This window comes from Arthrobacter sp. efr-133-R2A-120 (assembly GCF_030209835.1).
Classification (GTDB): Bacteria; Actinomycetota; Actinomycetes; order Actinomycetales; family Micrococcaceae; genus Arthrobacter.
In genome coordinates this window covers 77,379-102,678 of the sequence record NZ_JARVRF010000007.1, presented here as the reverse complement: position 1 = coordinate 102,678, position 25,300 = coordinate 77,379, and the positions used below count along the sequence as shown (strand labels likewise).

Below are 25,300 nucleotides of genomic sequence, written 5' to 3'. Positions count from 1 at the left end.
CGGCACCCGGGCGTGGGGTCCAGGGTTCCACCCGCGAAAGCGGGGAAGGGCACTCAACGGGTAGAATCAATGCTCGTGGCTCTTACTATTGGCATCGTCGGACTGCCCAACGTCGGCAAATCAACTCTTTTCAACGCACTGACCCGCAACCAGGTGCTGGCCGCGAACTACCCGTTCGCCACCATCGAGCCAAACGTCGGCGTCGTCAACCTCCCGGACCCGCGCCTGCAGAAGTTGGCGGAGGTCTTCGGATCGCAGCGCCTCCTGCCCGCCGTCGTCTCGTTCGTTGACATCGCAGGCATCGTCAAGGGCGCCTCCGAAGGCGAAGGCCTGGGCAACAAGTTCCTGGCGAACATCCGCGAGGCAGAAGCCATCGCGCAGGTCATCCGTGTCTTCGATGACCCCGACGTTGTCCACGTCGACGGCAAAGTCGATCCGCGCTCGGACATTGAGACGATCAACACCGAACTGATCCTGGCCGATCTCCAGACGATCGAAAAGGCCATTCCCCGGATCGAAAAAGAAGTCAAGATCAAGAAGCGGGAAGCCGCGGAACTCGCAGCAATCCTGGCTGCCCAGGCCGTCTTGGAGCGTGGTGACACCATCTTCTCCTCGGTCAAGAGCGACAAGCTCGAGATGGAGCACCTCAAGGAGCTCAGCCTCCTCACGGCCAAGCCCTTCATCTACGTCTTCAATGCCGACGAAGGAATCCTGGGCAGCCCGGAAAAGCAAGAGGAACTGCGCGCCATGGTGGCGTCGGCAGACTGCATTTTCCTTGACGCCAAGCTGGAATCCGATCTCGTCGAACTCGACGAGGAAGAAGCCCGCGAGATGCTCGAGATGAACGGCCAGGACGAATCCGGCCTCGACCAGCTGGCACGCGTCGGTTTCCACACGCTCGGACTCCAGACCTACCTCACGGCCGGTCCCAAAGAAGCCCGCGCCTGGACCATCCACCAGGGCGACACTGCGCCGCAGGCCGCAGGGGTCATCCACACGGATTTCCAGCGCGGATTCATCAAGGCCGAAGTTGTCTCATTCGATGACCTCATCGCCGCCGGATCCATGGCCGAGGCCAAGTCCCGCGGCAAGGTCCGTATTGAAGGCAAGGAATACGTCATGGCCGACGGCGACGTGGTGGAGTTCCGCTTCAACGTCTAGAACAGCGGCCAGGGCACCGCCGACATCTCGCCGCTCGGAGCCGGAAACCGCCCTGCCGAACGCAACCGGGCGCAGCGCGCGGCGAGCGATGCGATTTCTTCGGCGCTGAGCAATTCCGCCAGGTTTCGGCCCAGCCCACCGTGCAGTCCTTCGCTGACACGATCGATGCCCTCGCGTTCCTCGGCGGTCAGAGGGTCTCCCAGCCATCCCCACAGCACCGTGCGCAGCTTGTGGTCACGGTGAAAGGTGAGCCCATGGTCCACGCCGTGCCGGTGTCCGTCCGGCATGGCAAGAATGTGGTCGCCCTTGCGGTCGGCGTTGTTGACGACTGTGTCGAACACCGCAATGCGCCTGAGCGCTGGCGAGTCTTCGTGAACGAGGGTGACCATGCGTCCGTTCTCATCCCGTCCCTCGAGAACGTGCTTCCAGCCCGTCTCCGGCACGTGGTCTGTCGCCACGAGGTCCACGGCGTTTTGGGCGGGGTCTTGGTCCTGCCAGAGCTGCACCATTCCTTCGCCCATCGGACCATCGCGCAGCCAGGTGTGCGGCACGATGTCCCAGCCGAATGCCTGCGAGACCAGGTACGCGGCCACCTCCCGGTGGGCCAGGGTGCCGTGGGGAAAGTCCCACAGCGGAGTTTCGCCGGCTATCGGCTTGTAGACGACCACCACGTCGCCGATGCTGCCCAGAAATGTAGCGTTTGAAGCCGTCGTGATGCGGCCGGTGAGCGTCAACTCGGCGGTCCCGAGCTCCGGCGTCGGCATCAGACCTCGGGAAGGGTGCAGATGTGCCCGTCGGCGTCGATGGGGTACCCGCAGAGCGGGCACGTCGGACGCCCGGCGCCCACGATCTCTCGGGTGCGCTTGGCGAAGGCGCGGGCCGTGCCGACCGGCATGCGGAGCAGCAGCATTTCGGTCTCGTTAGCGCCGTCCTCATCGTTGGCATGGGCATCGGCATCGGCCTCGGTGATGGCGTAGGCCTCTAGTACCACCTGGGCCGTGGTTGGGTCCCAACCTAGGCTCATGGCGCCGGTGCGGAACTGCTCCTGAACGGCCTCGAGCTTGTCATTGTCGACAAGTTCAATGGGAGTACCCGTGGGGACGCTGAACGGGTTGCCCTCCACGGTGATGAGCTGGTCGAGAATTTCGTCGATCTTCTCCGCGAGCAGAGCCGACTGCTCTTTCTCCAGGGCAACACTCACGATCTGCGTCCCTGCGCGCACCTGCAGGTAGAACGTGCGCGCCCCCGGAAGGCCAATGGTGCCGACGACGACCCGATCAGGCCAGGCAAACTCGTGAACACGTGTAGGCATGTCAGTATTCTAGGCACATGAGGTTCATGGCGCCTTTTGCCCTGCACCGCCGCCCACCGGCGCATCGCCAGAGTGGATGCCGTTCGTCAGCCACGACAGATCACCCGCGTCGGTGTTGGTCGCATAGACGCTCGGCCGACTACCGCCGTAGCGCACGATCGATACGGAACCGGGGCCCACGGTAATACGCTGGAACAGGTCAAGGTGCATGCCGAACGCGTCGGCGAGGATTGACTTGATGATGTCACCGTGGCTCACCGCCACCCACACGGCTCCTGGCCCGTACTCGGCTTCGAAGGCTGCATCGTGGCGTCGAATCGCGGCCACCGACCTAGCCTGCATCGCGGCCATGGATTCACCTCCGGGAAAGACGACGGCGGACGGTTGGGACTGCACAACCGGCCACAGATCCTCGGTCGCGAGGTCACTGAGCGTGCGGCCCTGCCACTGGCCGTAATCGCACTCGGTGAGATCGAGATCGACCGGCGCGTACGGCGTGCCAGCCTGGCGATCGAGGATGAGCTGGGCGGTCTGCTGACACCGCTCAAGCGGGCTCGACACCACCGCGACCAAGGGCACCGCCGCGAGCCGGTCTCCAGTCAGAGCCGCCTGGTCGCGCCCGACTTGGTCCAGGCTGATGCCGACCGCCCGCCCGGCCAGCAGCCCCGTGGCATTGGCTGTGGTGCGGCCGTGCCGCACGAGAATAACTGTCGCCATCCACCCAGCCTAACCACCCGCTCGCTGCGGTGGAGCCGATATTTACGCCGTCCTATCCGGCACGGGGTAGACCAGGGCAACTTCGCCGGCCGGACGCCTGCTGCCCACGGCGAGCACGGCGTGTACATCCTGGTCAGGTGCCCGACACGGCACTACGTCTCGGCAAGTATTTTAGAACGTCGGCTCAGTTCTGGCTCAACCTGCAGACGCATTACGATCTCGACGTTGCCGAAGATCGTGCGGCTGGGCGGATCGCTGCCTTCACGCCTCTCAAGGTCGCGTGAACAAATCGGTGCGGCTGGTCATCGACATGCCGGTACAGTTCATCTCGCGAGTTATCCACATAGCGCAACTCAGCCGTCCTGCGCAGCTTGCGCTTTGGCAATACTTGGTGGATGGGAATCAGATATTACGCATATGCATTCGACGGCGACCTCACTGAACAGGTGCTTTCCGACCCGATGACCTTCGTGTCGGTCGATCCGCTTGCTGATGCTTGGGGCCTTGACCCTGGTGTCGGGATCAGTGGTACCACCTTCGAACAATTGATATCTGAGCGCGACATGCTCTATCTGGACAAGGCATGGCGGCATCTGCAGGTTCTCACGGCCCCATTGGGGGAGGCCATGGCGGCGCGACCCGCTTTTCGTATGTTTGAAGGCAACGTGACCATGCATGGCGAAGGTTGGGATCCGTGGGTAAGGGCCTTGACTCCGCCCGAGGTTTTGGCGATTGCTCAGGACTTGGACGATATCTCTGATGCGGAGGTGAGGCTGCGGTTGCCGGATTCGCCATGTGTGGATCGGGACCTTGACGTCGAGTATGCCGTTGGCTATCTTCGACGGGCTCGGGTCTTCGCCACCAATCTCGCCGACGAGGGGCGCGGCATGGTCTACCTGATCGGGTAACGATCATCCTGTCTTAACCCCAACCGGCGACATCCTGGCTCAGGATATTAGGCCAGGTTTCGACGTCGTCCGGGGTGCGGGCTACTGTCAGCGTTGCTTGCGGGAGCAGCGCGGCAAGGGTTTCCGCGGTTGACAGGGGGTGGCCCGGATCATCGACCCACGCCAGGATCGTCGTCGGTACGTCGATTCGCGCGAGGGCCTCAGGAGCAGGCAGATCGCTGAGTGCCGCGCCTCGAAACAATGACGGCAAGAGGGAGTCGGCGACGTCGGGCACCGTCTCCGGCGCACCAATTGTGGCCGGCGGCGCCGTTGCCCCGCGCGTGGTGGCGAGGAACGCCTCGACACCAACAGACTCGATAAGCGCCGCGGCTACCCGGTAGTTTGCAGCCTGTGCAGCTCGGGTTTCCCACGCGGTGGGTGGCACCATAAGCGTGAGCCCGGTAAAGCGGCCTGGCTCGCGGGAAGCGGCGTGCAAGAGTGTGCCGGTACCCATGGAGGGACCAACTCCGTGGACACGTTCGCCTGGGAACCAGTGATCGAGCAGTCGCAGGAGGTCGTCTGCGAGGTTTTGCCATTGATATTCCTCGGGGACCTTCCGACCCGTCGACCGGCCATGGCCGCGTGCGTCGTACCGCAGCAGTCGAGTTCCACTAAGCCCTCGGCCGAGGTCGAGGTTGAGCACCCGATCGCGCGCGCGGCTTGAGGTAAGTCCATGCAGTTGGACAATCGGGTGTCCACCTTCATCGCTCAAAGCAACCGCAAGCTCGGCTCCGGGAACCTCGAAAGTGGGCATCAGGCTCCTCGTTTCGTGACTGGCCGCGTCACCTCTTGCGGCCGCGTTGAACATTCAGGCTATCTGGGGCGATAGGATACTGCCATGCGCCTGACCAACGTCACGCACCTGCGCCTACCATTCGGACGACTTTGGGGCTATGACGTCAGTGTGTCTGCGCTCGGCCGACGCCTTCCAGTGTCCTTTGACCAGCGGCTCCATGTAGGGGCAGGCGACCGCCCCGGCTCCTGGATGGCATTGTCTTTTCGGCTGCCTACACCAACTCATCGTGAGTCAATTGCCGATGCCTGGCTGGCTGTCGTCGCCCGTCATGGCACACTGCGAACGGCATTCGTGCCCGGCGCGGATGGTGATCCGGAGCTTCACGAAATTGATATTGCTCCGGGAACCTGGGTGGAGCATCAGGTACCTTCTGGCCAGGCCGTCAATGACGCGGTGCGGGACATTCTCGACGCCGCATGTTCGCCATACCAACGTCCCTCACACCGGCTGTGCGTACTGGAGACCGCTGCCGGACTCACGGTCGTGATTGCGGCCGACCACGCCCACGTCGATATGTGGTCGATGCTGGTGATCGCGCGCGACCTGCTGTCGGCGCTCGACGCCGGGAGGGCGGGCCGTGAACCGTTGCCCGGGCCGGCGCCGGCATTTGTTGAACACACGCAAGCACTGCTGGATCGGAATGCGGCGCCGGATCACGTGCGTCACCGATGGGAAGAAATCATCGGGGACAGCGGCGGCGTCATGCCGCAATTCCCCCTGCCCCTGGGTGCGCCCAATCCGCAGCGCGAGCGTGTGGAAGTTCGCGATGTGTTCGATCTCGACGACGGTGCCGCATTTGCTGCGCAAGCCCGCAATGACGGTGTCTCGACGCTCGCACTCGCAGTTGTTGCGATGACAGCGGTAACCCGCGAGTTGGCAGGGGCCCCATTGCGAGCCGTCTTTCCCGTGCACAGCCGCTTCGACGACAAATGGCATGACTCAGTCGGCTGGTTCATAACCAATTCGGTACTTGAGTCGTCGGCCGCCGAGCCACTCGCTGCGGCGGCCGCCGTGAAAGAGGCTGTGCAGCTTGGCTCGTGGCCGCTTGCAGACGTGCTGGCTCCATGGGGCGGCATGCCCGTAGCTCCTGGGATGTTCGCGATCTCCTGGCTGGACCTGCGCAGGCTGCCGGTGCGAATCGACTCTGTCGGACTCGACGCCCAGTATGTGAGCGCGACAATCGACACGGACGGCGTCATGCTTTGGTTCATCCTGGACGAGTCCGGTCTGCACTTGAGATGCCGCTATCCCGACACCGTTGAGGCTCGAGCCAACGTCGGCGGATGGCTTGATCTGCTGGTCGCCCGGCTGCAGGCAGATGCGCGATCCTCGGTTCGAGGACTGCTGCGGGTGGCGGGCCGCACCTTCAGGCTGGAACGGGCGAGTCGCGATGATGTCGAGGCCATCGCCGCGCTGCTGTCTGATGATCAGTTCGGTCCCGATCGTGAGTGCGTCGAGCTCGAACGGTACGAGGCGGCCTACAACCTGGTTGTTCGAGACAGTTCCAACTATCTGGGGGTTGTCCGCAATGATGCCGATCGCATCGTTGCCACGATGCAATTGACCGTCATTCCAGGACTTTCCCGGGGTGGTTCTTCCCGACTTCAGATCGAGGGACTGCGGGTTGCTGCCGCGGAACGTTCACAGGGCCTGGGCACCGCGATGCTTGAGTGGGCACACAATTTCGGGCGTGCGCGTGGGGCGCAACTGGCGCAGGTGACCACCGACGAAGCACGGGAACGGGCTCGCGCCTTCTACACGCGGCTCGGATACCGGACTGCCCACGTAGGGCTGAAGCGGAGCATATAGGCATCTTCAGTGATGGAGAAATAACCGAGATAAGCCCCCGGTTCGCCTTGAATCGGGGCTTATGTCATGTTGGCGTGGATTACGGAACCACTAGGACGTCCTTCAATGATTGCATCTCGATAACAAACTTTACCGGCGGGAAACTTTGGACCCAAACATCCGTTCCGGGCGCTAGGCTACTGCTCATGTGAGACCAGCCACAAGCCTGCTGAGGGGGTTGTGGCAGTCTGCCGGAGTCAACAGCGCCGGCTTTTTCCACTCAAAAAAATAGGAGGCGGAATGCGTTTCGGACGTACTTCCAAAGCAGTGGGCATTGCGGCAATCGCCGCGATCGCACTGAGCGCCTGTGCCGGCAATTCCGGTGGCAATACCCCATCCACCGGAGCAGCCAAGACGGGTGGCACGGCCACTGTGGTCGAGGTCAACGCTTTCAACACGTTCAACCCCAACACAGCCGACGGCAATACTGACATCAACTCCAAGGTCAGCTACGCGACGCACTCGGGCTTCTACTACATCGACAACAAGCTGAACGTCGTCCACAACGACAAGTTCGGCAAGATGGAAAAGGTCTCGGACAATCCGCTGACCGTCAAGTACACCATCAACAGCGGCGTGAAATGGTCCGATGGCACGCCCGTTACGGCCGCGGACCTCCTCCTGCAGTGGGCGGCCTTCTCCGGTTACTACGACGACGCGGATCCCAAGGCCAAGACCGGTACGTCCTACTTCTCCTACGCTGGTGACAACACCGGCCTCAGCCTGACGGACTTCCCGGAGATCGGCGACAACAACCAGTCCCTGACGCTCAAGTACTCCAAGCCGTTCGCTGACTGGGAGATCGTGCTTGGTGGTCCCGGCATTGACGTTCCTGCCCACGTCCTTGCGCAGAAGGCCGGCCTGAAGGACACCCAGGCCTTGATTGACTTCTTCAAGAGCAAGCCGCGCGGAAATACCAAGGCACCGCTGCCTACGGACCCGAAGCTGAAGGCAATGTCGGACATGTGGAACACGGGCTTCGACACGAAGACGCTTCCCGCAGACCCCACCCTGTTCCTCTCTAACGGTCCTTACATCGTGAAGAGCATGAACCAGGACCAGTCCCTCACCATGGTCCGCAACAAGGACTACAACTGGGGACCGACTCCAAACCTTGACGAAATCACCGTCCGATACATCGGTTCGGCACCGGCACAGGTCCAGGCCCTCAAGAACGGCGAAGCGGACATCATTGCCCCGCAGGCTTCCGCCGACACCCTTGAACAGCTCAAGGCACTCACCAGCCAGGGCGTCACCGTTGACCAGGGCAACCAGCTGGCCTTCGATCACTTGGACCTGAACTTCTCGGGCCCGCTGGCTGACCAAAACGTGCGCACGGCATTCATGAAGACCGTGCCCCGCAAGGACATCGTCAGCAAGATCATCGGCAAGCTTGACCCGAACGCGAAGCCGCTGGACTCGCAGATCTTCGTTCCCCAGCAGGCTGCCTACGCTGATTCCGCCAAGAACAATGGCTCCTCGGCCTACCAGGACGTGGACATCGATGGAGCCAAGAAGCTCCTCAACGGCGCTACACCGGAAATCCGCATCATGTACAACAAGGACAACCCGAACCGTGTTGACGCTTTCTCGCTGATCCGCGAATCCGCCACCAAGGCGGGCTTCAAGATCGTCGACGGCGGCCTCGGTGCCTCCGACTGGGGCAAGGCGCTCGGAAAGGGCGGCTACGATGCCACGATCTTTGGTTGGATCAACCCGGGCGTCGGAGTCTCCGGCGTTCCGCAGATCTTCAAGACCGCTGGTGGCAACAACTTCAACCAGTTCAGCAACACCGATGCTGACAAGTTGATGGAAGAGCTCGTAGTCACTACGGACCGCAGCAAGCAGGACGACCTCGAGAAACAGATCGACAAGAAGATCTGGGACAGCGCTTATGGTGTTCCGCTCTTCCAGTCGGTGAACGTGGACGCTTACAGCGACCGCATCACGGGCGTGAAGCTCATGCCGAACCAGACTGGCGTTTGGTGGAACTTCTGGGAGTGGGCTCAGAAGTAGGTCCCAACTCAGCGAGCAACACCGCTAGCCGGGGCGCCGGGACCGAAGATTCATGGTCCCGGCGCCTTCGGGTTGGTACACCAGCTAAACTGTCTGCTTCCCACCGACCTCAAGCAGGGAAGGGACACGATCCTGCGATAGGCACTGGCGATCCCGGGCCTGGATTTCGAGGTTTCACACCATGTTGACCTATATCGTCCGTCGGCTCGTCACGGCGGCACTCATTCTTCTTGGAGCATCATTCCTGGTGTATCTCCTGACAGCGTTGTCAGGGGATCCCTTGGCAGAGTTCCGAGCCAGCAGCGCACCGAACCGGCAAGCGCTCATGGACTCACGAACCAATTTGCTCGACCTCAACACACCTGCCCCGCTGCGCTACTTCAAGTGGCTCGGCGGCGCCGCCCAGTGTCTCGTGCCTTTCGGGAACGCCTGCAACCTCGGTAAGAACATCGCGGGACAGCCGATTACGGAGGCACTCGGCTTCGCGCTGGTTCAAACTTTGACTCTCGTCACCGGCGCAACAGTCCTTGCCATTCTCATTGGCATTTCCCTAGGCGTGGTCACTGCCCTCCGTCAGTACAGCGCCTTGGACTATGGCGTGACGTTCATGGCCTTCCTGTTCTTCTCCCTGCCGATCTTCTGGGTTGCCGTGCTCCTCAAGGAATTCGGCGCCATCGGCTTCAATGACTTCCTTCGAAATCCGGAAATACCACCGGCCGTGGCCTTGGGGATTGGTGCCGTTCTTGGCGTCATCGCCGCTGTGGTCGTCGGGGGAGCGGCCAAGCGCCGCCTGATCGTCGGTGGATCGGTATTTGCGGTTGTCTCCCTCATCCTCTTCTACTTCTCCCTGACGCAGTGGTTCCGCAACCCTGGTTTGGGCCCCGTCATCATCGCCATTCTTGGTGCGGGAATCGCCGTCGGAATCACCATTCTGGTTTCCGGGCTTAAGAACCGGAAAGCGCTGCAATCGAGCTTGATCGTGGTCGGCATCGGCGTCATCGCGTACTTTGCAATGCAACCGCTGCTCAATGAGGCTACCGGGCTGATGATTTTCCTTCTTGCCATCGCCACTATCCTTGTTGGCATGGCCGTCGGGTACTTCATGGGCGGCTACGACCGGGGACAGTCAATGCGTGCAGCCGCCATCACCGCCTTCCTGGTCGGGGCCCTCGTGATCGTGGACCGTTTCATGCAAGCGTGGCCGTCCTACTTCAACAACAGCAGGGTGCGTGGACGTCCGATCGCGACCATCGGGGCCGGAACCCCGAACATCCAGGGCGATTTCTGGATCCTGTCAACGGACACCCTCACCCACCTCGTCCTGCCGACGGTCGCCTTGATCCTGGTGTCCCTGGCCAGCTACACGCGATTCACGCGTTCGTCGATGCTGGAAATCATGAACATGGACTTCATTCGGACGGCGCGGGCAAAGGGCTTGAGTGAGCGTTCGGTGATCATGGGTCACGCCTTCCGTAATGCGCTGATCCCGATCGCGACGATTGTTGCTTTCGACATCGGAGCCCTCATCGGCGGTGCCGTCATCACGGAGACAGTTTTCTCTGTCCGCGGCATGGGCTTCTTGTTCATCGACGGGCTTCTGCACATTGACCCGAACCCGGTCATGGGTGTCTTCCTGTGTGTGGCCGTTACGGCCATGGTCTTCAACCTGATAGCGGACCTCGCTTACTCCGCACTCGACCCACGTGTAAGGATCAAAGCATGAGCCAGCCAACACAAGAGGAAGAACTCCTCGCGCAACAGGCGCTCGCTGAAGCTGCAGCCACCCAAACAGGCAGCGAAATCACCAGCGGCCTGAGCCAAGGCCAGATCGTCCGCAAGAGGTTTTTCGGCCACACCGGCGCCCTGATCGGTTTGGCAGTCTTCGTGGTGATCTTCCTGCTCGCCTTTACCGCGGTGGGTGCCTTTGGCCTACCGGGATGGTGGAAGTACAACTATTTGGACGTTTCGCCGCTCGTCAACGACGGCGCTCCGACGTCATCATTATGGCCGTTTGCCTGGGGCGAGCATCCCTTCGGCCAGGACCGGATTGGACGCGACCTGTTCGCCATGACAATGCGTGGCGCACAACAGTCCATCACGGTCATGCTCCTGATCGGCGGGATTGCGGGTGCGATCGGCGCGATCATCGGGGGACTTGCAGGCTATTTCCGCGGCTGGGTCGAAGCCATCCTCATGCGCCTCACCGACGTCATCATCATCATTCCGCTGTTGCTCCTCGCAGCCGTCGTCGGTCAGATTGCCAGCCGAAGGGATGAAGGAAGCTGGATCGCCGGCTTCGCGTCCAGCAACAGCGTCGTCATCCTGGGTATTTTCCTCGGACTCGTCAGCTGGGTGGGCCTGGCCCGTCTTGTCCGCGGTGAGTTCTTGACCCTGCGGGAGCGGGAATTCGTAGATGCCGCCCGGATCTCCGGAGCCTCCAACGCCAGGATCATCTTCAAGCACATTCTCCCGAATGCAGTTGGCGTGCTCATCGTCAACGTCACCTTGACGATGTCCGCTGCGATCCTGCTTGAGACGGCCCTCAGCTACCTCGGCCTGGGTGTACATTCACCGGACACCTCGCTGGGCCTGTTGATTTCGCAGAACCAGGAGGCCTTCGCCACTCGGCCATGGCTGTTCTGGTACCCCGGCCTCTTCATCATCCTGATCTGCCTCAGCATCAACTTCATTGGAGACGGCCTGCGGGACGCCTTCGATCCGCGGCAGAAGAAATTCAAAGCCAAGAGCGCCGTCGAAACAACGCGCCAGTCAAGCACGACGACGGCGCCGCTCGCCGATACTGCGCAGGGCAGCTGAGTGGGACCCACCTTGGGGGACCTATTGCAGGAAGACCGCCCAGTAACTGGCCGCCACGAGAGCTACCGTGGCGGCCACGCGGAACCAAGCAACGCTCACGGTCACCAAAGTGTCCTCTGCCCGGCCAGGTTCGACACGGCCGGATTCCACGAGGCTCTGCCAGCGACTCCTGACCAAGACAGCCGCGATACCGGAATCCGTGTTCCTCAGGTCTCCGGGACGGACAGAGCTGCCCGGACCGTACGAAGTGCCGGGGAGGCCTTTCAGGTGCTCGGGGCGGGCATTGCGCCCGCCCCAGATACCGGGGGCGGGCGCAGCCCACGCCGGATACTTCTTGCGCGGCGTCATGAGGGTGAGGGCATACCGGGTATCCACCTGTACCAGGGCGTCCCACGGGACTTCGATGGTCCGGTAGGGATTTTCCAGCGTGACTCCGGAGTCCCGGACCTCCACCGCCGGGCGCCAAAAGAGCAACCAGCCCAGGAAAGCAATCAAGAGCAGGGGAGTGGTGCCCAAAAGCGCACCGGGTCCGGCCACCACAAGGGTCACGACTATCCCGAAGGCCGCGACTGCCCAGCAAATCCAGGCGAACAGCCTGCTGGTGCGGGCCTTGAAGATTTCGACATTTCCGGCATGCGGCTCTTGGCTCATGCCCCTAATAATTCAGGATTCCGGGCTACTTCACTAATCACCCCTTGGAGGGTGGCCCGGGTGGAAGGGAATACCCAACATGACTGACAACGCCAGCCCCGAACCAGAGGCAACGCAGCTTGAGACTGCCTCGGACAAGACTGCGCCGGGGAGCGTGGTACTGGAAGTCCGCGATCTCAGTGTGGACTTCGGCGTGGAGAAGAAGTGGATCCCGGCCGCCATCGGACTGAACTATGAGGTCCGGGCAGGCGAGGTCCTCGCGATCGTTGGAGAGTCCGGTTCCGGGAAGAGCGCGAGCTCCATGGCTTTGCTGGACCTCCTGCCCAGCAACAGCCGGGTAACCGGCAGTGTGAAGCTCTCGGGCAAGGAGTTGCTTGGCGCAAAGGCAGGCGCTATCCGGGAAGTCCGCGGCAAGGACGTCGCAGTGATTTTCCAGGAGCCCATGACGGCCCTCAACCCGGTTTACACAGTGGGTGCCCAGATTGTTGAAACAATCCGGCTGCACAATGTGGTTTCTCCGCTCGAAGCCAAGGAGCGTGCATTGCGCATGCTGGAACTGGTGGAGCTTCCCGACCCGGAGAAGGCCTTCAAGTCATATCCGCACCAGCTTTCCGGTGGCCAGCGCCAGCGCGCCATGATCGCCCAGTCGTTGTCCTGCGATCCGAAGCTCCTCATCGCGGATGAGCCCACCACGGCCCTCGATGTGACTGTCCAGGCCGAAATCCTGGACCTGATGCGCCATCTGCGCAACAAGCTGGACAGCGCCATTGTCCTCATCACGCACGACATGGGCGTGGTGGCCGACTTGGCCGACCGCATTGCAGTGATGCGCAAGGGCGTCATTGTGGAGACCGGCACCGCGCAGCAGATCTTCAGCAACCCGCAGCATGAGTACACACAGGCGCTTCTGGCAGCGGTCCCGCACCTGGGGCAAGGGGCGGACAAGGCCGACGTCGACGTGACCGCGGCATTGGCTGCGGCAACCAACACGGAGCTGGAATCCGTTGAACATGACGAGCTGCTTCGCCGGGAACGCGAGAACCAGGCAGCGTTGAAGGCAGCGGCGGAAGAAGCGGCCAAGCCCAAGGGAAACCCCGTGCTCGAGCTGATCGACGTCGCTATTGAATACCCCAAACAGGGACGGGTGCCCGCGTTCCGCGCTGTCGAGGGAGCCAACCTCGTGATCTACCCCGGCCAGGTGGTGGGCCTTGTCGGGGAGTCCGGTTCGGGCAAAACGACCATTGGACGCGCCGCCGTCGGGCTCTTGCCTGTGGCCGCCGGCAGTATGCGTGTGGTGGGACAGGACATTTCCGCGGCCAAACGGAATGGAAAGCAACTGCGCGAAGTGCGGCGCGACATCGGCATGGTGTTCCAGGATCCGTCGTCGTCGTTGAACCCGCGGCTGCCCATCGGCGAAAGCATCGGCGAACCGATGTTCCTCGCCGGGGTCGCGAAGGGAGTCGATCTGCAGAAACGGATCGAGACCCTCCTGGACCAGGTGGAACTGCCGCGCGGCTACCGAAACCGCTATCCGCATGAATTGTCAGGTGGGCAGAAGCAGCGCGTCGGTATTGCCCGTGCGTTGTCCCTGCAGCCCAAGCTCATGGTGGCAGATGAGCCGACGTCGGCGCTGGACGTTTCGGTCCAGGCAAAAGTTCTTGAACTCTTCCAGAACCTGCAGAAGGAGCTCGGATTCGCTTGCCTGTTCGTCACGCACGACCTCGCCGTGGTTGATGTGCTCGCAGACCGGATCTGCGTGATGCAGCGGGGCCGGATTGTGGAGCAGGGCACCAGGGAGCAGATCCTTCGCAATCCGCAGGAGCCTTACACACAGAGGCTGCTGGCCGCGGTCCCGCTTCCGGACCCCGAGAAGCAGCGCGAGCGTCGGGAACTGCGCGCCCAGCTCATGGCTGCCGGCATCGAGTAGCCACCCGGGGGCATTCCCGGCGGCACGAACCGACTGTCGCAACCACAAAAGAGTCTCCGTCGCCATTGGCGGCGGGGGCTCTTTTCGTCATTGTGTGGGGCACAGGATTTGCCCGTCGCACTCCCTTTAGGGTCCCCGAAAAGGCCCTGGTTTCCGCGGGAAAACAGGGGTCAGGCATGTCGAGTTTACCAAGGACCAACCCGTTACCTGAAATGACTGCTTCATTTACTTGAAATGACTGCTTCATTACTAAAACTGTCAAGAGCACACTTCGTTGTTCATGCCAATGGGATTCCATATTTCGGACAAGGTGTGGTTAGGATTACACATCCACGTAGGCCGCGTCACAGGATAATTCTGTGTCTGGCCCCGGAGGCAGCCATGAGTTGCCCCGACCCATCCCCCTGAATCCATAGGAGGCGGAATGCGTTTTTCGCGCACTTCCAAAGCTCTAGGCTTGCTGGCAGTCGCCGCACTTGCCCTTACCGGATGCGGCAGCGCCGGCTCCGCGAGCAGTGGCCAGACCGCTGCCGGCGATCCGAACAAAATCATCACCGCATACAGCAATGAACCCCAGCACCCCCTGCTGCCGTCCAACACCAACGAGGTGTACGGCGGTCGCGTCGTCGAACTCCTGTTCGAAGGCCTGCGAAGCTACGACGCCAGCGGAAAGTCCGTGAACGCTCTCGCGGAATCCATTGACACGACTGACGGCCAGAATTACACCATCAAGGTGAAGAAGGGCACCAAGTTCACCAACGGCGAGGAAGTCACCGCCAAGAGCTTCGTTGACGCCTGGAACTTCGCCGCCCTGAGCACCAACGCGCAGGCCAGCAGCAGCTTCTTCGAATCCATTGAAGGCTACGACGCAGTCAGCGCCACCAAGAAGACCACGGGCGCGGACGGCAAGTCCACGTCGACTCCCGCGCCGACCGCGCAGACCATGTCCGGCTTGGTTCTGAAGGACGACTCGACCATCACGGTGAAGCTGGCCCAGCCGGAAGCCGACTGGCCGTTGCGCCTCGGCTACTCCGCCTTCATGCCGCTCCCGTCCGATGCCCTCAAGGATCCGAAGGCCTTCGGCGAAAACCCCATCGGCAACGGCCCGTACAAGATGGCCGCCAAGGGCGCCTGGCAGCACGACAGCCAGATCGCCCTCGTCAAGAACGCCGACTACCAGGGTCCCCGCATGGCCAAGAACGGCGGCGTGACCTTCAAGTTCTACACCGATCCTGCTCCGGCATACACGGACATCCAGGCCAACAACCTTGACGTCACCGACGTCTTGCCGACGAACGCCCTGAAGACGTACACCACGGACTTCCCGGACCACAACCTCAACAAGGCTTACGCAGGCAACGCGACGCTCAACATCCCGAACTACCTGCCTGAGTTCCAGGGAGACGCCGGCAAGCTCCGTCGCCAGGCCATCTCCATGGCCATCAACCGCGACGAAATCACCAAGGTCGTCTTCAACGGCACCCGCATCCCCGCCAAGGACTTCACGTCGCCCTCCGTTGATGGCTACAACGCCAACGTGGCCGGCTCCGATGTCCTGAAGTTCGACGCCGCGAAGGCCAAGGAACTCTGGGCCAAGGCCGACGCCATGAGCCCGTGGCCCGCCGGCAAGACCCTCCAGCTGGCGTACAACACCGACGGCGGCAACAAGGAATGGATCGACGCCGTTGCCAACAACCTGAAGAACAACCTCGGAATCAAGGCCGAAGGCCAGCCGTTCGCAAAGTTCGCCGAGATCCTCAACCTCCGCAAGGCGAAGACCCTCCCCGGCTTCACCCGCGCAGGCTGGCAGGCCGACTACCCGTCGCTGTTCAACTTCCTCGGCCCGGTCCTGCAGACCGGTGCCAGCGCCAACTATGAGGGCTACAGCAACCCGGCATTCGACAAGCTGCTGAACGAAGGCCTCGCCTCCAAGACCACGGACGACGCCAACAAGAAGTTCACCCAGGCACAGGAAATCCTGTTCCAGGACCTGCCGAACCTGCCCCTGTGGTACCAGGCACGCCAGGCCGTATGGAGCCAGAACGTGACCAACGTTGACTCCGGCTGGAACGGCGTCCTGCTGTACTACAACATCACCGCAAAGTAGTCCTTCTGGACTTGTTCCAAGCTCGTTAGCGCATGGGGGTCCGGCCACAAACCGGGCCCCCATGCCTTGATTCGGCACGAAAGCTGTCCCTTATGAATCCCCATACTTCCAAGAGCGCCCAGGAACCGTTGCTGTGACCCAGTACATCCTCCGGCGTTTGCTGCAGGTCATTCCCGTGTTCCTGGGAACCACCCTGCTCGTGTACTTCATGGTCTTCGCCCTCCCGGGCGACCCCATCCGCGCCCTCTTCGGCGACCGACCGCCCAGCGAAGCCGTCATTGCCGCGCTGCGCCAGCAATACAACCTCGACCAGCCGTTCTGGGTCCAATACGGCCTGTTCCTCAAGAACCTGTTCACCTTCAACCTCGGGGTGGACTTCACTGGCCAGCCAATCGCAGCCACCCTTGGCCGCATCTTTCCCGTGACCGCCATGCTCGCCGTCGAGGCCTTGGCCATTCAGGCCGTCTTCGGTGTGGCCTTCGGCCTGATTGCCGGCTTGCGCAAGGGAAAAATCTTCGACTCCACCGTGCTGGTCGCCTCCCTCGTGGTCATTGCCGTCCCGACGTTCGTCCTGGGCTTCGTGCTTCAGCTCGTCGTCGGCGTCCAGCTCGGCTGGGCCAAGCCGACTGTTGGATCCAACGCGGATTGGGGCACCCTGGTCCTTCCGGCCACGGTGCTTGGCCTCGTGTCCTTTGCGTACGTGCTGCGCCTGACCCGCGCCTCGGTCATTGAAAACATGAACGCCGACTACGTCCGCACCGCAACCGCAAAGGGCCTCTCCCGCCCCCGCGTGGTCCTGGCCCACATCCTGCGGAACTCCATGATTCCCGTGGTCACCTACCTGGGCGCGAACCTGGGTGGCTTGATGGGCGGCGCGATTGTCACCGAAGGCATTTTCAACGTGCCCGGCGTCGGCCAAAAGCTCTACCAGGCCGTGATCCGAAGCGAAGGCCCCACCGTCGTCGCCATTGTGAGCGTGCTGGTGCTGGTCTTCGTTGCCGCCAACCTGTTGGTGGACCTCCTCTACGCCTGGCTTGACCCCAGGATTCGCTATGAAAAGTAGATCCGTTATGAAAAGTAACCGTCAGATCGAGCACTACGTTGCCCCTATCGACGAGACACCGCTGCTGGCGACCGATACCCTCAAGGTCGACGCAGCCCCCCTGAGCCTGTGGGCGGATGCCTGGCGGAAGCTCCGCCGTCGGCCGCTCTTCATTATCTCGGCGCTCATGATTCTGCTGCTCCTCGTCGTCGCGTTCTTCCCGGGCCTGTTCACGCAGACAGCCCCGAACGACAACTGCCAGCTGGGCGATTCCCTCGCTGGCCCCTCGGCCGGCCACCCCCTGGGATTCACCTTCCAGGGCTGCGACATCTACTCCCGCGTCATCCACGGCACACAGGCATCCTTGACTGTCGGCGTCGTCTCCGTCATTTTCGTCCTGATCATCGGGGTCACCCTCGGTGCACTGGCAGGCTTTTTCGGCGGCTGGGTTGACACCATCATTGCCCGCATTGGCGACATCTTCTTCGCGTTGCCCTTGGTCCTCGGCGCACTGGTAGTCACCCAGCTCCCCTTCTTCCGCGAGAACAAGAGCGTGTTCACGGTGGTCATGGTCATCGTGATGCTCGGCTGGCCCCAAATGGCCCGCATCACCCGCGGGGCCGTGATCGAAGTCCGCAACGCGGATTTCGTCACCGCCGCACGCTCGCTCGGTGTCTCCAAGATCGGCACGCTGGTCCGGCACGTCGTTCCGAACGCGCTCGCGCCGATCATCGTCCTGGCCACCATGGAGCTTGGCGTCTTCATCGTGACGGAAGCAACGCTGTCCTTCCTCGGCATTGGCCTGCCCGGCAGCATCATGTCCTGGGGTAACGACATTTCCGCGGCGAAGGACACGTTGCGCACCAACCCCGAGGTGCTGATGTTCCCCGCAACCGCACTGTCCATCACGGTCCTGAGCTTCATCATGCTTGGCGACGCGCTGCGTGACGCCCTTGACCCCAAGAGCCGCAAGCGATGAAGGAGGCAATCATGGCAACATCCAACGTCACCATCGACGAAGCCGGATCCGAAGAGCGTCCGCTCCTGGAAATCCGGGACCTCGCCATCTCCTTCCAGACGGCGGGCGGCGAATTCCAGGCCGTCAAGAACGCGCACCTGACCATCATGCCCGGCGAGACTGTCGCCATTGTGGGGGAGTCCGGCTCGGGCAAGTCGACGACGGCGCTCGCCGCCATTGGTCTCCTGCCGGAGAACGGCAGGGTTTCCGGCGGGCAGATCCTGCTCGACGGCGAGGACATCTCCCACGCTCCGGAACGTCGCATGATCGAGCTGCGCGGCAACACGATCGGCATGGTTCCGCAGGATCCGATGTCCAACCTCAACCCGGTCTGGAAGATCGGCTACCAGGTCCGCGAGACGCTGCGCGCCAACGGCAAGCCCAACGCTCCTGCCGACGTCGCCCGCGTCCTGGGGGAAGCCGGCCTGCCGGACTCCGCACGCCGCGCCAAGCAGTACCCGCACGAATTCTCCGGCGGCATGCGCCAGCGTGCCCTGATCGCCATCGGCCTGTCCTGCCAGCCGCGGCTCCTGATCGCGGACGAGCCGACGTCGGCCCTGGACGTGACGGTACAGCGGCAGATCCTGGACCACCTCGAGACCATGACGGCGGAGCTCGGCACAGCGGTCTTGCTCATCACCCACGATCTTGGTCTTGCGGCCGAACGTGCGGACAAAGTGGTGGTCATGTACCGCGGCAACGTGGTGGAGGCCGGTCCTTCCCTCGAATTGCTCCGTAACCCGCAACACCCCTACACCCAGCGATTGGTGGCCTCCGCACCGTCCCTCGCTTCCCGGAGGATCCAGGCCGCCAAGGCCGAAGGAATCGAGACGGAAGAACTCCTTGCACCCACCGAAGCTGTGGTCGAAAAGGCGCTGTCGGACGACGTCCTGAAGGTCGAGAGCCTCAGCAAGGTCTTCAAGCTGCGCTCCGGCGTCGGCAAGTCAACGGACTTCACCGCGGTGGACAACGTCTCGTTCAACGTCAAGCGGGGGACGACGACGGCGATCGTGGGGGAGTCGGGTTCCGGCAAGTCCACTGTGGCGCAGATGGTCCTCAACCTGCTCGCACCGACGTCGGGGCGGATCGTGTTCGACGGCGTGGACACCTCCACCTTGAACAGCCGGGAGATCTTCAAGTTCCGGCGCCGCGTCCAGCCGATTTTCCAGGACCCGTACGGTTCGCTCGACCCGATGTACAACATCTTCAGGACCATCGAGGAACCCCTCCGGACCCACAAGATCGGTGACAAGGCCAGCCGCGAGAAGAAGGTCAGGGAGCTCCTGGACCAGGTGGCGCTGCCGCAGTCCACCATGCAGCGGTACCCGAACGAGCTCTCCGGCGGGCAAAGGCAGCGCGTCGCGATCGCGCGGGCCTTGGCCCTCGACCCCGAAGTGATCATCTGCGACGAGGCGGTCTCCGCTTTGGACGTCTTGGTGCAGGCCCAGGTCCTGAACCTCCTGGCCGAGCTGCAGTCAAATCTTGGACTGACGTACTTGTTCATCACGCACGACCTCGCCGTCGTGCGGCAGATCGCCGACCATGTCTGCGTGATGCAGAAGGGCAAGCTCGTGGAAACGGGCAGCACCGACGACGTCTTCGATTCGCCGCAGCAGGACTACACCAAGGCCCTGCTCAACGCGATCCCGGGCGCCAGCCTGATGCTGCCGCCCGTGGTGGCCTGACGGGCATAGCGACCGTCCGCTCCGTGTGAGTTAGGGGAGCAAGGGAGCCGGTACCACTTCCGTGGGGGGAAGTGGTACCGGCTCTTTTGTCGTTTCCAGCTTGCCCGGAACGCCTTGCCGATTGTGATGAAGGGCACAATTCGATGGCTTGGAGGGTGATTTTTAGGCCAATAAATACCACAGCGTTTAGACTCTATGAAGGTGCCCTGTGTCAAAGGGTCTAATCCGTCGTGCGTTCCGGTTGGAAATGTCGCGATACAACAGCTGACTTCACCACTGAATCGAGCCATTACGCATGTCTGAAACCACCACCAACACCGCCGCGGCCACTGCATCGCGCAGTGATCTGCGCAACGTCGCGATTGTGGCCCACGTTGACCACGGCAAGACCACCCTGGTCGACGCCATGCTCAAGCAGACCAACTCCTTCGCCGAGCACAACCACCTGGAAGACCGCGTCATGGACTCCGGTGACCTGGAGCGCGAAAAAGGCATCACCATCCTCGCCAAGAACACCACGGTTGCCTACAACGGCCCGTCGTCCAATGGCGAGACCATCACCATCAACGTGATCGACACCCCCGGCCACGCCGACTTCGGTGGCGAGGTGGAGCGCGGCCTGTCCATGGTTGACGGCGTGGTCCTCCTGGTTGACGCTTCCGAAGGTCCGCTGCCGCAGACCCGCTTCGTGCTCCGCAAGGCCCTTGCCGCGCACCTGCCCGTCATCCTGCTGGTCAACAAGACCGACCGCCCCGACGCCCGCATCGAAGAGGTTGTCCACGAGTCCATGGACCTGCTCCTTGGCCTGGCCTCCGACCTCGCGGACGAAGTCCCGGACCTGGACCTGGACAAGATCCTGGAAGTGCCCGTGGTCTACGCCGCAGCCAAGGTTGGCCGCGCCTCCCTGGACCAGCCCGCTGATGGCTCGGCACCGGATAACGAAGACCTCGAACCTCTCTTCAAGACGATCATCGAGCACATCCCGGCGCCGACCTACAACCCGAACGGTGTCCTGCAGGCGCACGTCACCAACCTCGACGCTTCCCCGTTCCTCGGCCGCCTCGCACTCCTGCGCATCTACAACGGCACCCTCCGCAAGGGCCAGACCGTCGCTTGGGCGCGTGCCAACGGCGAACTGAAGAACGTCAAGATCACCGAGCTCCTGGCCACCAAGGCCCTTGACCGCGTACCGGCAGAGTCCGCCGGCCCGGGCGAGATCGTGGCTGTTGCAGGTATCGAGGAAATCACCATTGGTGAGACCCTGACCGACGCGGAGAACCCGCAGCCGCTGCCCCTCATCACGGTGGATGACCCCGCGATCTCCATGACCATCGGTATCAACACCTCTCCGCTGGCCGGCAAGGTCAAGGGTGCCAAAGTCACGGCCCGCCAGGTGAAGGATCGCCTGGACAAGGAACTGATCGGTAACGTCTCCATCAAGGTTCTGCCCACCGAGCGTCCCGATGCTTGGGAAGTCCAAGGCCGTGGCGAGCTTGCCCTGGCCATCCTCGTGGAGCAGATGCGACGCGAAGGCTTCGAACTGACTGTCGGCAAGCCGCAGGTTGTCACCCGGACCATCGACGGCAAGATCCACGAGCCGATGGAACACATGACCATCGACGTGCCTGAAGAGTACCTCGGTGCGGTCACTCAGCTCATGGCCGCCCGCAAGGGCCGCATGACCAACATGGCCAACCACGGTACGGGCTGGTGCCGCATGGAATTCATCGTTCCGGCACGTGGCCTCATCGGCTTCCGCACCAAGTTCCTCACGGACACCCGTGGCGCCGGCATCGCTTCCTCGATCTCCGAAGGCTACGAGCCGTGGGCCGGCCCCATCGAATACCGCACCAACGGTTCGATGGTTGCCGACCGCGCCGGCGTCGTCACCCCCTTCGCGATGATCAACCTGCAGGAACGCGGTTCCTTCTTCGTGAAGCCTACGTCCGAGGTCTACGAGGGCATGATCGTCGGCGAGAACTCGCGCGCCGACGACATGGACGTCAACATCACCAAGGAAAAGAAGCTCACCAACATGCGTGCCGCTTCCTCCGATACCTTCGAGAACCTGACGCCGCCGCGCGACCTGACCCTCGAAGAGTCCCTCGAATTCGCCCGCGAAGACGAGTGCGTTGAGGTCACCCCGGAGTCCATCCGCATCCGCAAGGTGATCCTGGACGCCAACGAGCGTGCCAAGGCTACCCGCGCACGCGCCAAGGTCTGATCCTGCGCTGACTGCGCATTGACGCACCGAACGGACTGACGCATTGAATAGGGGAGCCACCGGAACAGCACGCGGCATTGCCGCGGCAGTTCCGGTGGCTCTTTTTGCTGCCCTTGCAGGCACCGCACTTCACCGGCAAGTGCTCCCCATTGACGGCGTCGACGTCTACTGGGGTGCCGCGGCGGCATTGCTCCTGCTCGCATCGCTCCAGCTCCTGCTGGGTGCGTGGTCGCGGTCCTTGCTCCCGACGGCGGTAGCGGGCATTGTTTGTTACGCAGCTGTCGGTGCGCTTTCTTCAGCCGGAACCAACAAGGCGCTGATCGTCGCAGATGCGCCGGGCAATGTATGGGTCTACGGGAGCGCGGCCGTGACGCTCGTGATGCTCTTGTGGTGCCGGCGCTACAGGCGTCCGCCGCGCGGCTAGCTAGTCGGCGCTTGGGTCCCGGTGGTGGGCGATCAAGAGCGAGGTGGCCTCGCCGTCGTCGTCTGGCGGAAGGCGCATGTATTCCTCGACGACCTCCCGCAGCTTGCCCATCATTTCCTGCTGCCGTGCGGCGTTGAACTTCACTCCAAGCCGCCAGACATCAACGTCCTCGGGCGCGAGTCCGCGGGTTTCCTGGACGAATGTTTCGATCAGGACCGGGGCAATATCGTCGACGGGAGTGCTCCACGAGGTGCGGGTGGCGATGTACGGCACCTCCTTGGCGCCCCTCTTTCCCTTCCGGCCTTCCTGCGGCTCGAGAAAACCGGTGCGCACCAAGGTCCTGACATGGTGCAAGCTCGACGCCGGATTGATGTCCAACAGCCCGGCGATCTCTTTGTTGGTGCGCGCGTGGTGCAGGCAGAGCCGGAGAATCCTCAGGCGCAGGGGCGAACTCAAGGCGCGACCCTTGGCCACCAGGTCACTGTCCTCCCGCTCGTGTTCCGTCATGGTGGCCAGTGTAGCCACCCATGAGTGATTGACATATACCAATCACTGCAGGAAACTGGGCGGGTGAATGCCGGGACCACGGACAATGCTCAGCAAACTGACACAGCGCAGCAAGCGGCCTCGCTTTGGCGGGACCGGAACTTCATTACCTTTTGGTCTGGCCAGGCCGTCAGCCAGCTCGGGGCGCAACTTGGGCAATTGGCTTTTCCCGTCCTCGCGGTGACTTTGCTCGGAGCCAGCGAGTTCGAGGTTGGCGCACTCAATGCCGCCAGCCTTGCCGCCTTCCTGCTGATCGGCTTGCCGGCGGGAGCCTGGGTGGACCGCTGGCTCAAGCGTCGCGCCATGATTGTGGCGGACCTGGTCCGGACCGCGGCGATGGCCACCGTACCGATCCTCTGGTGGGGCGGCGTCCTGCAGATCTGGCACTTGTACGCCGTAGCCGCCGTCGTCGGGGCCGCAACGGTCTTCTTCGACGTTTCTTACCAGAGCTATGTGCCGGTACTCGTGGATGCCGCGAAAGTTCCGCAGGCAAACTCCAAGCTGGAAGCCACCTCCCAGATCGCGCGGATCGGGGGTCCGGCCGCGGGCGGTGGGTTGCTGACTATTGTGTCCGCCCCGGTGCTGTTCGTCGGCGAGGCGATCGGGTATCTGATGTCGGCCGTTTTCCTGCTCAGGACGGGCGATGCGGAACGTCCCGTGCCCGCGAAGGATCGGCATCCACTGGCAAGCGAAATCAAGGAAGGCCTGGTCTTCGTGGTCAGGCATCCGTTGATCAGCAGGATTGTGGCCTGCACGGGCGGGGTCAACTTCTTCACCACGATCGCCTTCACTTTGATGCCCGTGCTGGTGCTTCGTGAACTGGAACTCGGTCCCGAGGGCATGGGCCTCATCATGGCAGTGGGCGCTGTGGGCGGACTGATCGGAGCTGTTTCCGCGCCCAAGCTCGCTGACCGGGTCGGCGAGGGGACCGTCATTCCCGTGGCGTCGATGATCAGCTCGCTTTTCCTCCTCCTGGTTCCGTTGTGCGTGCTTGCCCCCGAACGATGGATGTCCCTCGTGATGCTCATCGTCTCCGAGTTCGGGTTTGCTTTCGGAGTCCTGGTGTACAACATCATGCAGTTGAGCATGAGGCAGCGCGTGTGTCCGCCCCGGCTTCTCGGGCGCATGAATGCGTCCATTCGCTTTGTGGTGTGGGGAGTCATGCCGATCGCAGCCCTAGCCTCGGGTCTCCTGGCCGAGAACATCGGCCTCGTCCCGACACTCTGGATCGGCTTGGGCGGAAGCATTGTCTTTGTTGCACCCGTGCTGTTCTCTCCGCTGTGGGGAATGCGCAGGCTGCCGGACGAGGTGCATGGCGCCTGACCCTCTGGGGACAGGAGGCCGGGATTACTCGCGGGTTGTGCGCGTACCTCGGCGTGGCGGCGGAGGGGGGACCTCTTTTGCCGCCACGACAAGGCCCAGCGGGATCTCGACGTCGGACTGCCGGGTACGGATGATGCACGCACCGTCGGTGACGGAGAGTAGGTAGCCGAGGGCATCGGTGAAGCCGTTGTCCAGCCGGTATCGGACAACTACCCGCGTTCCGGATACGGTATTGAGCAGGAAATCCTGGGGGTGGGGCAACGTCACCAGTTCATACTATGACGCCCAGTAGTTTGGTAAGTTCCGGCTGGGGGATAATAGGCTACAGAATTCGATGTACCGGCCACAGGGCCGGTGGTACTACCCGGACATTGGCCGGGACAACTGTGGAGAGGCAAGGGACGTGACCTACGTAATCGCGCAGCCGTGTGTGGACGTCAAGGACAAGGCGTGTATTGAAGAATGCCCTGTTGACTGCATCTACGAAGGCGAGCGTTCCCTCTATATCCACCCGGACGAATGCGTGGACTGCGGAGCTTGTGAACCCGTGTGCCCGGTGGAAGCGATTTACTACGAGGATGACACCCCGGAGGAATGGGCCGACTACTACAAGGCCAACGTCGAGTTCTTCGATGACCTTGGTTCCCCGGGCGGAGCTGCCAAGATCGGCAACACGGGCAAGGACCACCCCTTCATCGCCGCGCTCCCTCCGCAGAACCAAGACCACTAAGAACGGTTG

22 protein-coding genes are annotated in these 25,300 nt (G+C 62.4%); 15 read left to right on the top strand and 7 right to left on the bottom strand.

Annotated elements, in window-relative coordinates; genetic code table 11:
• Positions 1 to 75: 75 nt before the first annotated feature.
• On the top strand, positions 76 to 1,161 hold the full coding sequence (gene ychF / locus QRN52_RS04940) for a redox-regulated ATPase YchF (RefSeq protein ID WP_284751648.1): 1,086 nt from the start codon (positions 76 to 78) through the stop codon (positions 1,159 to 1,161).
• Here ychF and QRN52_RS04935 read toward each other — a convergent pair.
• Genes QRN52_RS04935 through QRN52_RS04925 form a run of 3 tightly spaced genes read right to left on the bottom strand, consistent with a single transcriptional unit; the run spans position 1,158 to position 3,190 of the window.
• Positions 1,158 to 1,925 (bottom strand): SCO1664 family protein, encoded by a 768-nt coding sequence (locus QRN52_RS04935; protein WP_284751647.1) that lies wholly within the window; start codon positions 1,923 to 1,925, stop codon positions 1,158 to 1,160. The genes ychF and QRN52_RS04935 overlap by 4 nt on opposite strands.
• The gene (locus tag QRN52_RS04930; RefSeq protein WP_284751646.1) at positions 1,925 to 2,473 is read right to left on the bottom strand and encodes a DUF3090 domain-containing protein; all 549 of its coding nucleotides are present in this window, start codon (positions 2,471 to 2,473) and stop codon (positions 1,925 to 1,927) included. The genes QRN52_RS04935 and QRN52_RS04930 overlap by 1 nt, the downstream gene beginning before the upstream one ends.
• Before the next feature lie 24 nt (positions 2,474 to 2,497).
• Positions 2,498 to 3,190, bottom strand: a complete 693-nt coding sequence (locus QRN52_RS04925) for a histidine phosphatase family protein (RefSeq protein WP_284751645.1) — start codon at positions 3,188 to 3,190, stop codon at positions 2,498 to 2,500.
• Positions 3,191 to 3,585: 395 nt separating this feature from the next.
• Here QRN52_RS04925 and QRN52_RS04915 point away from each other — a divergent pair, with 395 nt between their 5' ends.
• Complete coding sequence (locus QRN52_RS04915) at positions 3,586 to 4,098, top strand: DUF1877 family protein (RefSeq protein ID WP_284751644.1); 513 nt, start codon at positions 3,586 to 3,588, stop codon at positions 4,096 to 4,098.
• Positions 4,099 to 4,111: 13 nt separating this feature from the next.
• Here QRN52_RS04915 and QRN52_RS04910 read toward each other — a convergent pair whose 3' ends face one another.
• Positions 4,112 to 4,891 carry an alpha/beta fold hydrolase gene (locus QRN52_RS04910; protein WP_284751643.1) on the bottom strand — a complete coding sequence of 260 codons (780 nt, stop codon included), beginning with the start codon at positions 4,889 to 4,891 and terminating at the stop codon, positions 4,112 to 4,114.
• An 84-nt stretch (positions 4,892 to 4,975) separates the two neighbouring features.
• Here QRN52_RS04910 and QRN52_RS04905 point away from each other — a divergent pair, with 84 nt between their 5' ends.
• The 4 genes from QRN52_RS04905 (at position 4,976) to QRN52_RS04890 (ending at position 11,614) form a co-directional block, all read left to right on the top strand.
• The gene (locus QRN52_RS04905; protein ID WP_284751642.1) at positions 4,976 to 6,742 is read left to right on the top strand and encodes a GNAT family N-acetyltransferase; all 1,767 of its coding nucleotides are present in this window, start codon (positions 4,976 to 4,978) and stop codon (positions 6,740 to 6,742) included.
• Between the two features lie 279 nt (positions 6,743 to 7,021).
• Positions 7,022 to 8,797: an ABC transporter family substrate-binding protein gene (locus QRN52_RS04900; RefSeq protein WP_284751641.1), complete on the top strand. Its 1,776-nt coding sequence runs from the start codon at positions 7,022 to 7,024 to the stop codon at positions 8,795 to 8,797.
• A gap of 181 nt (positions 8,798 to 8,978) precedes the next feature.
• Positions 8,979 to 10,520, top strand: a complete 1,542-nt coding sequence (locus QRN52_RS04895) for an ABC transporter permease (RefSeq protein WP_284751640.1) — start codon at positions 8,979 to 8,981, stop codon at positions 10,518 to 10,520.
• A complete protein-coding gene (locus tag QRN52_RS04890) occupies positions 10,517 to 11,614 on the top strand; it encodes an ABC transporter permease (RefSeq protein ID WP_284751639.1) in 1,098 nt (365 codons plus the stop codon). The genes QRN52_RS04895 and QRN52_RS04890 overlap by 4 nt, the downstream gene beginning before the upstream one ends.
• 21 nt (positions 11,615 to 11,635) lie before the next feature.
• On the opposite strand, the gene QRN52_RS04885 is transcribed toward QRN52_RS04890, so the two are convergent.
• The gene (locus tag QRN52_RS04885; RefSeq protein ID WP_284751638.1) at positions 11,636 to 12,265 is read right to left on the bottom strand and encodes a PH domain-containing protein; all 630 of its coding nucleotides are present in this window, start codon (positions 12,263 to 12,265) and stop codon (positions 11,636 to 11,638) included.
• A gap of 79 nt (positions 12,266 to 12,344) precedes the next feature.
• Here QRN52_RS04885 and QRN52_RS04880 point away from each other — a divergent pair, with 79 nt between their 5' ends.
• From QRN52_RS04880 to QRN52_RS04850, 7 genes are all read left to right on the top strand, one after another.
• Complete coding sequence (locus QRN52_RS04880) at positions 12,345 to 14,192, top strand: ABC transporter ATP-binding protein (protein ID WP_284751637.1); 1,848 nt, start codon at positions 12,345 to 12,347, stop codon at positions 14,190 to 14,192.
• Between the two features lie 424 nt (positions 14,193 to 14,616).
• Positions 14,617 to 16,299 carry a peptide ABC transporter substrate-binding protein gene (locus QRN52_RS04875; protein ID WP_284751636.1) on the top strand — a complete coding sequence of 561 codons (1,683 nt, stop codon included), beginning with the start codon at positions 14,617 to 14,619 and terminating at the stop codon, positions 16,297 to 16,299.
• Positions 16,300 to 16,432: 133 nt separating this feature from the next.
• Entirely contained in the window at positions 16,433 to 17,362 is a 930-nt protein-coding gene (locus QRN52_RS04870) for an ABC transporter permease (RefSeq protein WP_284751635.1), read from the top strand.
• A gap of 7 nt (positions 17,363 to 17,369) precedes the next feature.
• Positions 17,370 to 18,320, top strand: a complete 951-nt coding sequence (locus tag QRN52_RS04865) for an ABC transporter permease (RefSeq protein WP_059387473.1) — start codon at positions 17,370 to 17,372, stop codon at positions 18,318 to 18,320.
• A gap of 11 nt (positions 18,321 to 18,331) precedes the next feature.
• A complete protein-coding gene (locus QRN52_RS04860) occupies positions 18,332 to 20,044 on the top strand; it encodes a dipeptide ABC transporter ATP-binding protein (protein ID WP_284751634.1) in 1,713 nt (570 codons plus the stop codon).
• Positions 20,045 to 20,339: 295 nt separating this feature from the next.
• Positions 20,340 to 22,268, top strand: coding sequence for a translational GTPase TypA (gene typA / locus QRN52_RS04855; RefSeq protein WP_284751633.1), 1,929 nt, complete (start codon positions 20,340 to 20,342; stop codon positions 22,266 to 22,268).
• 43 nt (positions 22,269 to 22,311) lie between these two features.
• Positions 22,312 to 22,692 carry a hypothetical protein gene (locus QRN52_RS04850; RefSeq protein ID WP_284751632.1) on the top strand — a complete coding sequence of 127 codons (381 nt, stop codon included), beginning with the start codon at positions 22,312 to 22,314 and terminating at the stop codon, positions 22,690 to 22,692.
• On the opposite strand, the gene QRN52_RS04845 is transcribed toward QRN52_RS04850, so the two are convergent.
• Complete coding sequence (locus QRN52_RS04845) at positions 22,693 to 23,199, bottom strand: helix-turn-helix domain-containing protein (RefSeq protein WP_284751631.1); 507 nt, start codon at positions 23,197 to 23,199, stop codon at positions 22,693 to 22,695.
• A 24-nt stretch (positions 23,200 to 23,223) separates the two neighbouring features.
• Between QRN52_RS04845 and QRN52_RS04840 the strand changes: the two genes are divergently transcribed.
• Positions 23,224 to 24,561, top strand: a complete 1,338-nt coding sequence (locus tag QRN52_RS04840) for an MFS transporter (protein WP_284751630.1) — start codon at positions 23,224 to 23,226, stop codon at positions 24,559 to 24,561.
• Between the two features lie 24 nt (positions 24,562 to 24,585).
• Here QRN52_RS04840 and QRN52_RS04835 read toward each other — a convergent pair whose 3' ends face one another.
• Positions 24,586 to 24,828 (bottom strand): putative acetyltransferase, encoded by a 243-nt coding sequence (locus QRN52_RS04835; protein ID WP_284751629.1) that lies wholly within the window; start codon positions 24,826 to 24,828, stop codon positions 24,586 to 24,588.
• 136 nt (positions 24,829 to 24,964) lie between these two features.
• Here QRN52_RS04835 and fdxA point away from each other — a divergent pair, with 136 nt between their 5' ends.
• Positions 24,965 to 25,291 carry a ferredoxin gene (gene fdxA, locus QRN52_RS04830; protein ID WP_018776555.1) on the top strand — a complete coding sequence of 109 codons (327 nt, stop codon included), beginning with the start codon at positions 24,965 to 24,967 and terminating at the stop codon, positions 25,289 to 25,291.
• The last annotated feature ends 9 nt before the right edge of the window (positions 25,292 to 25,300 follow it).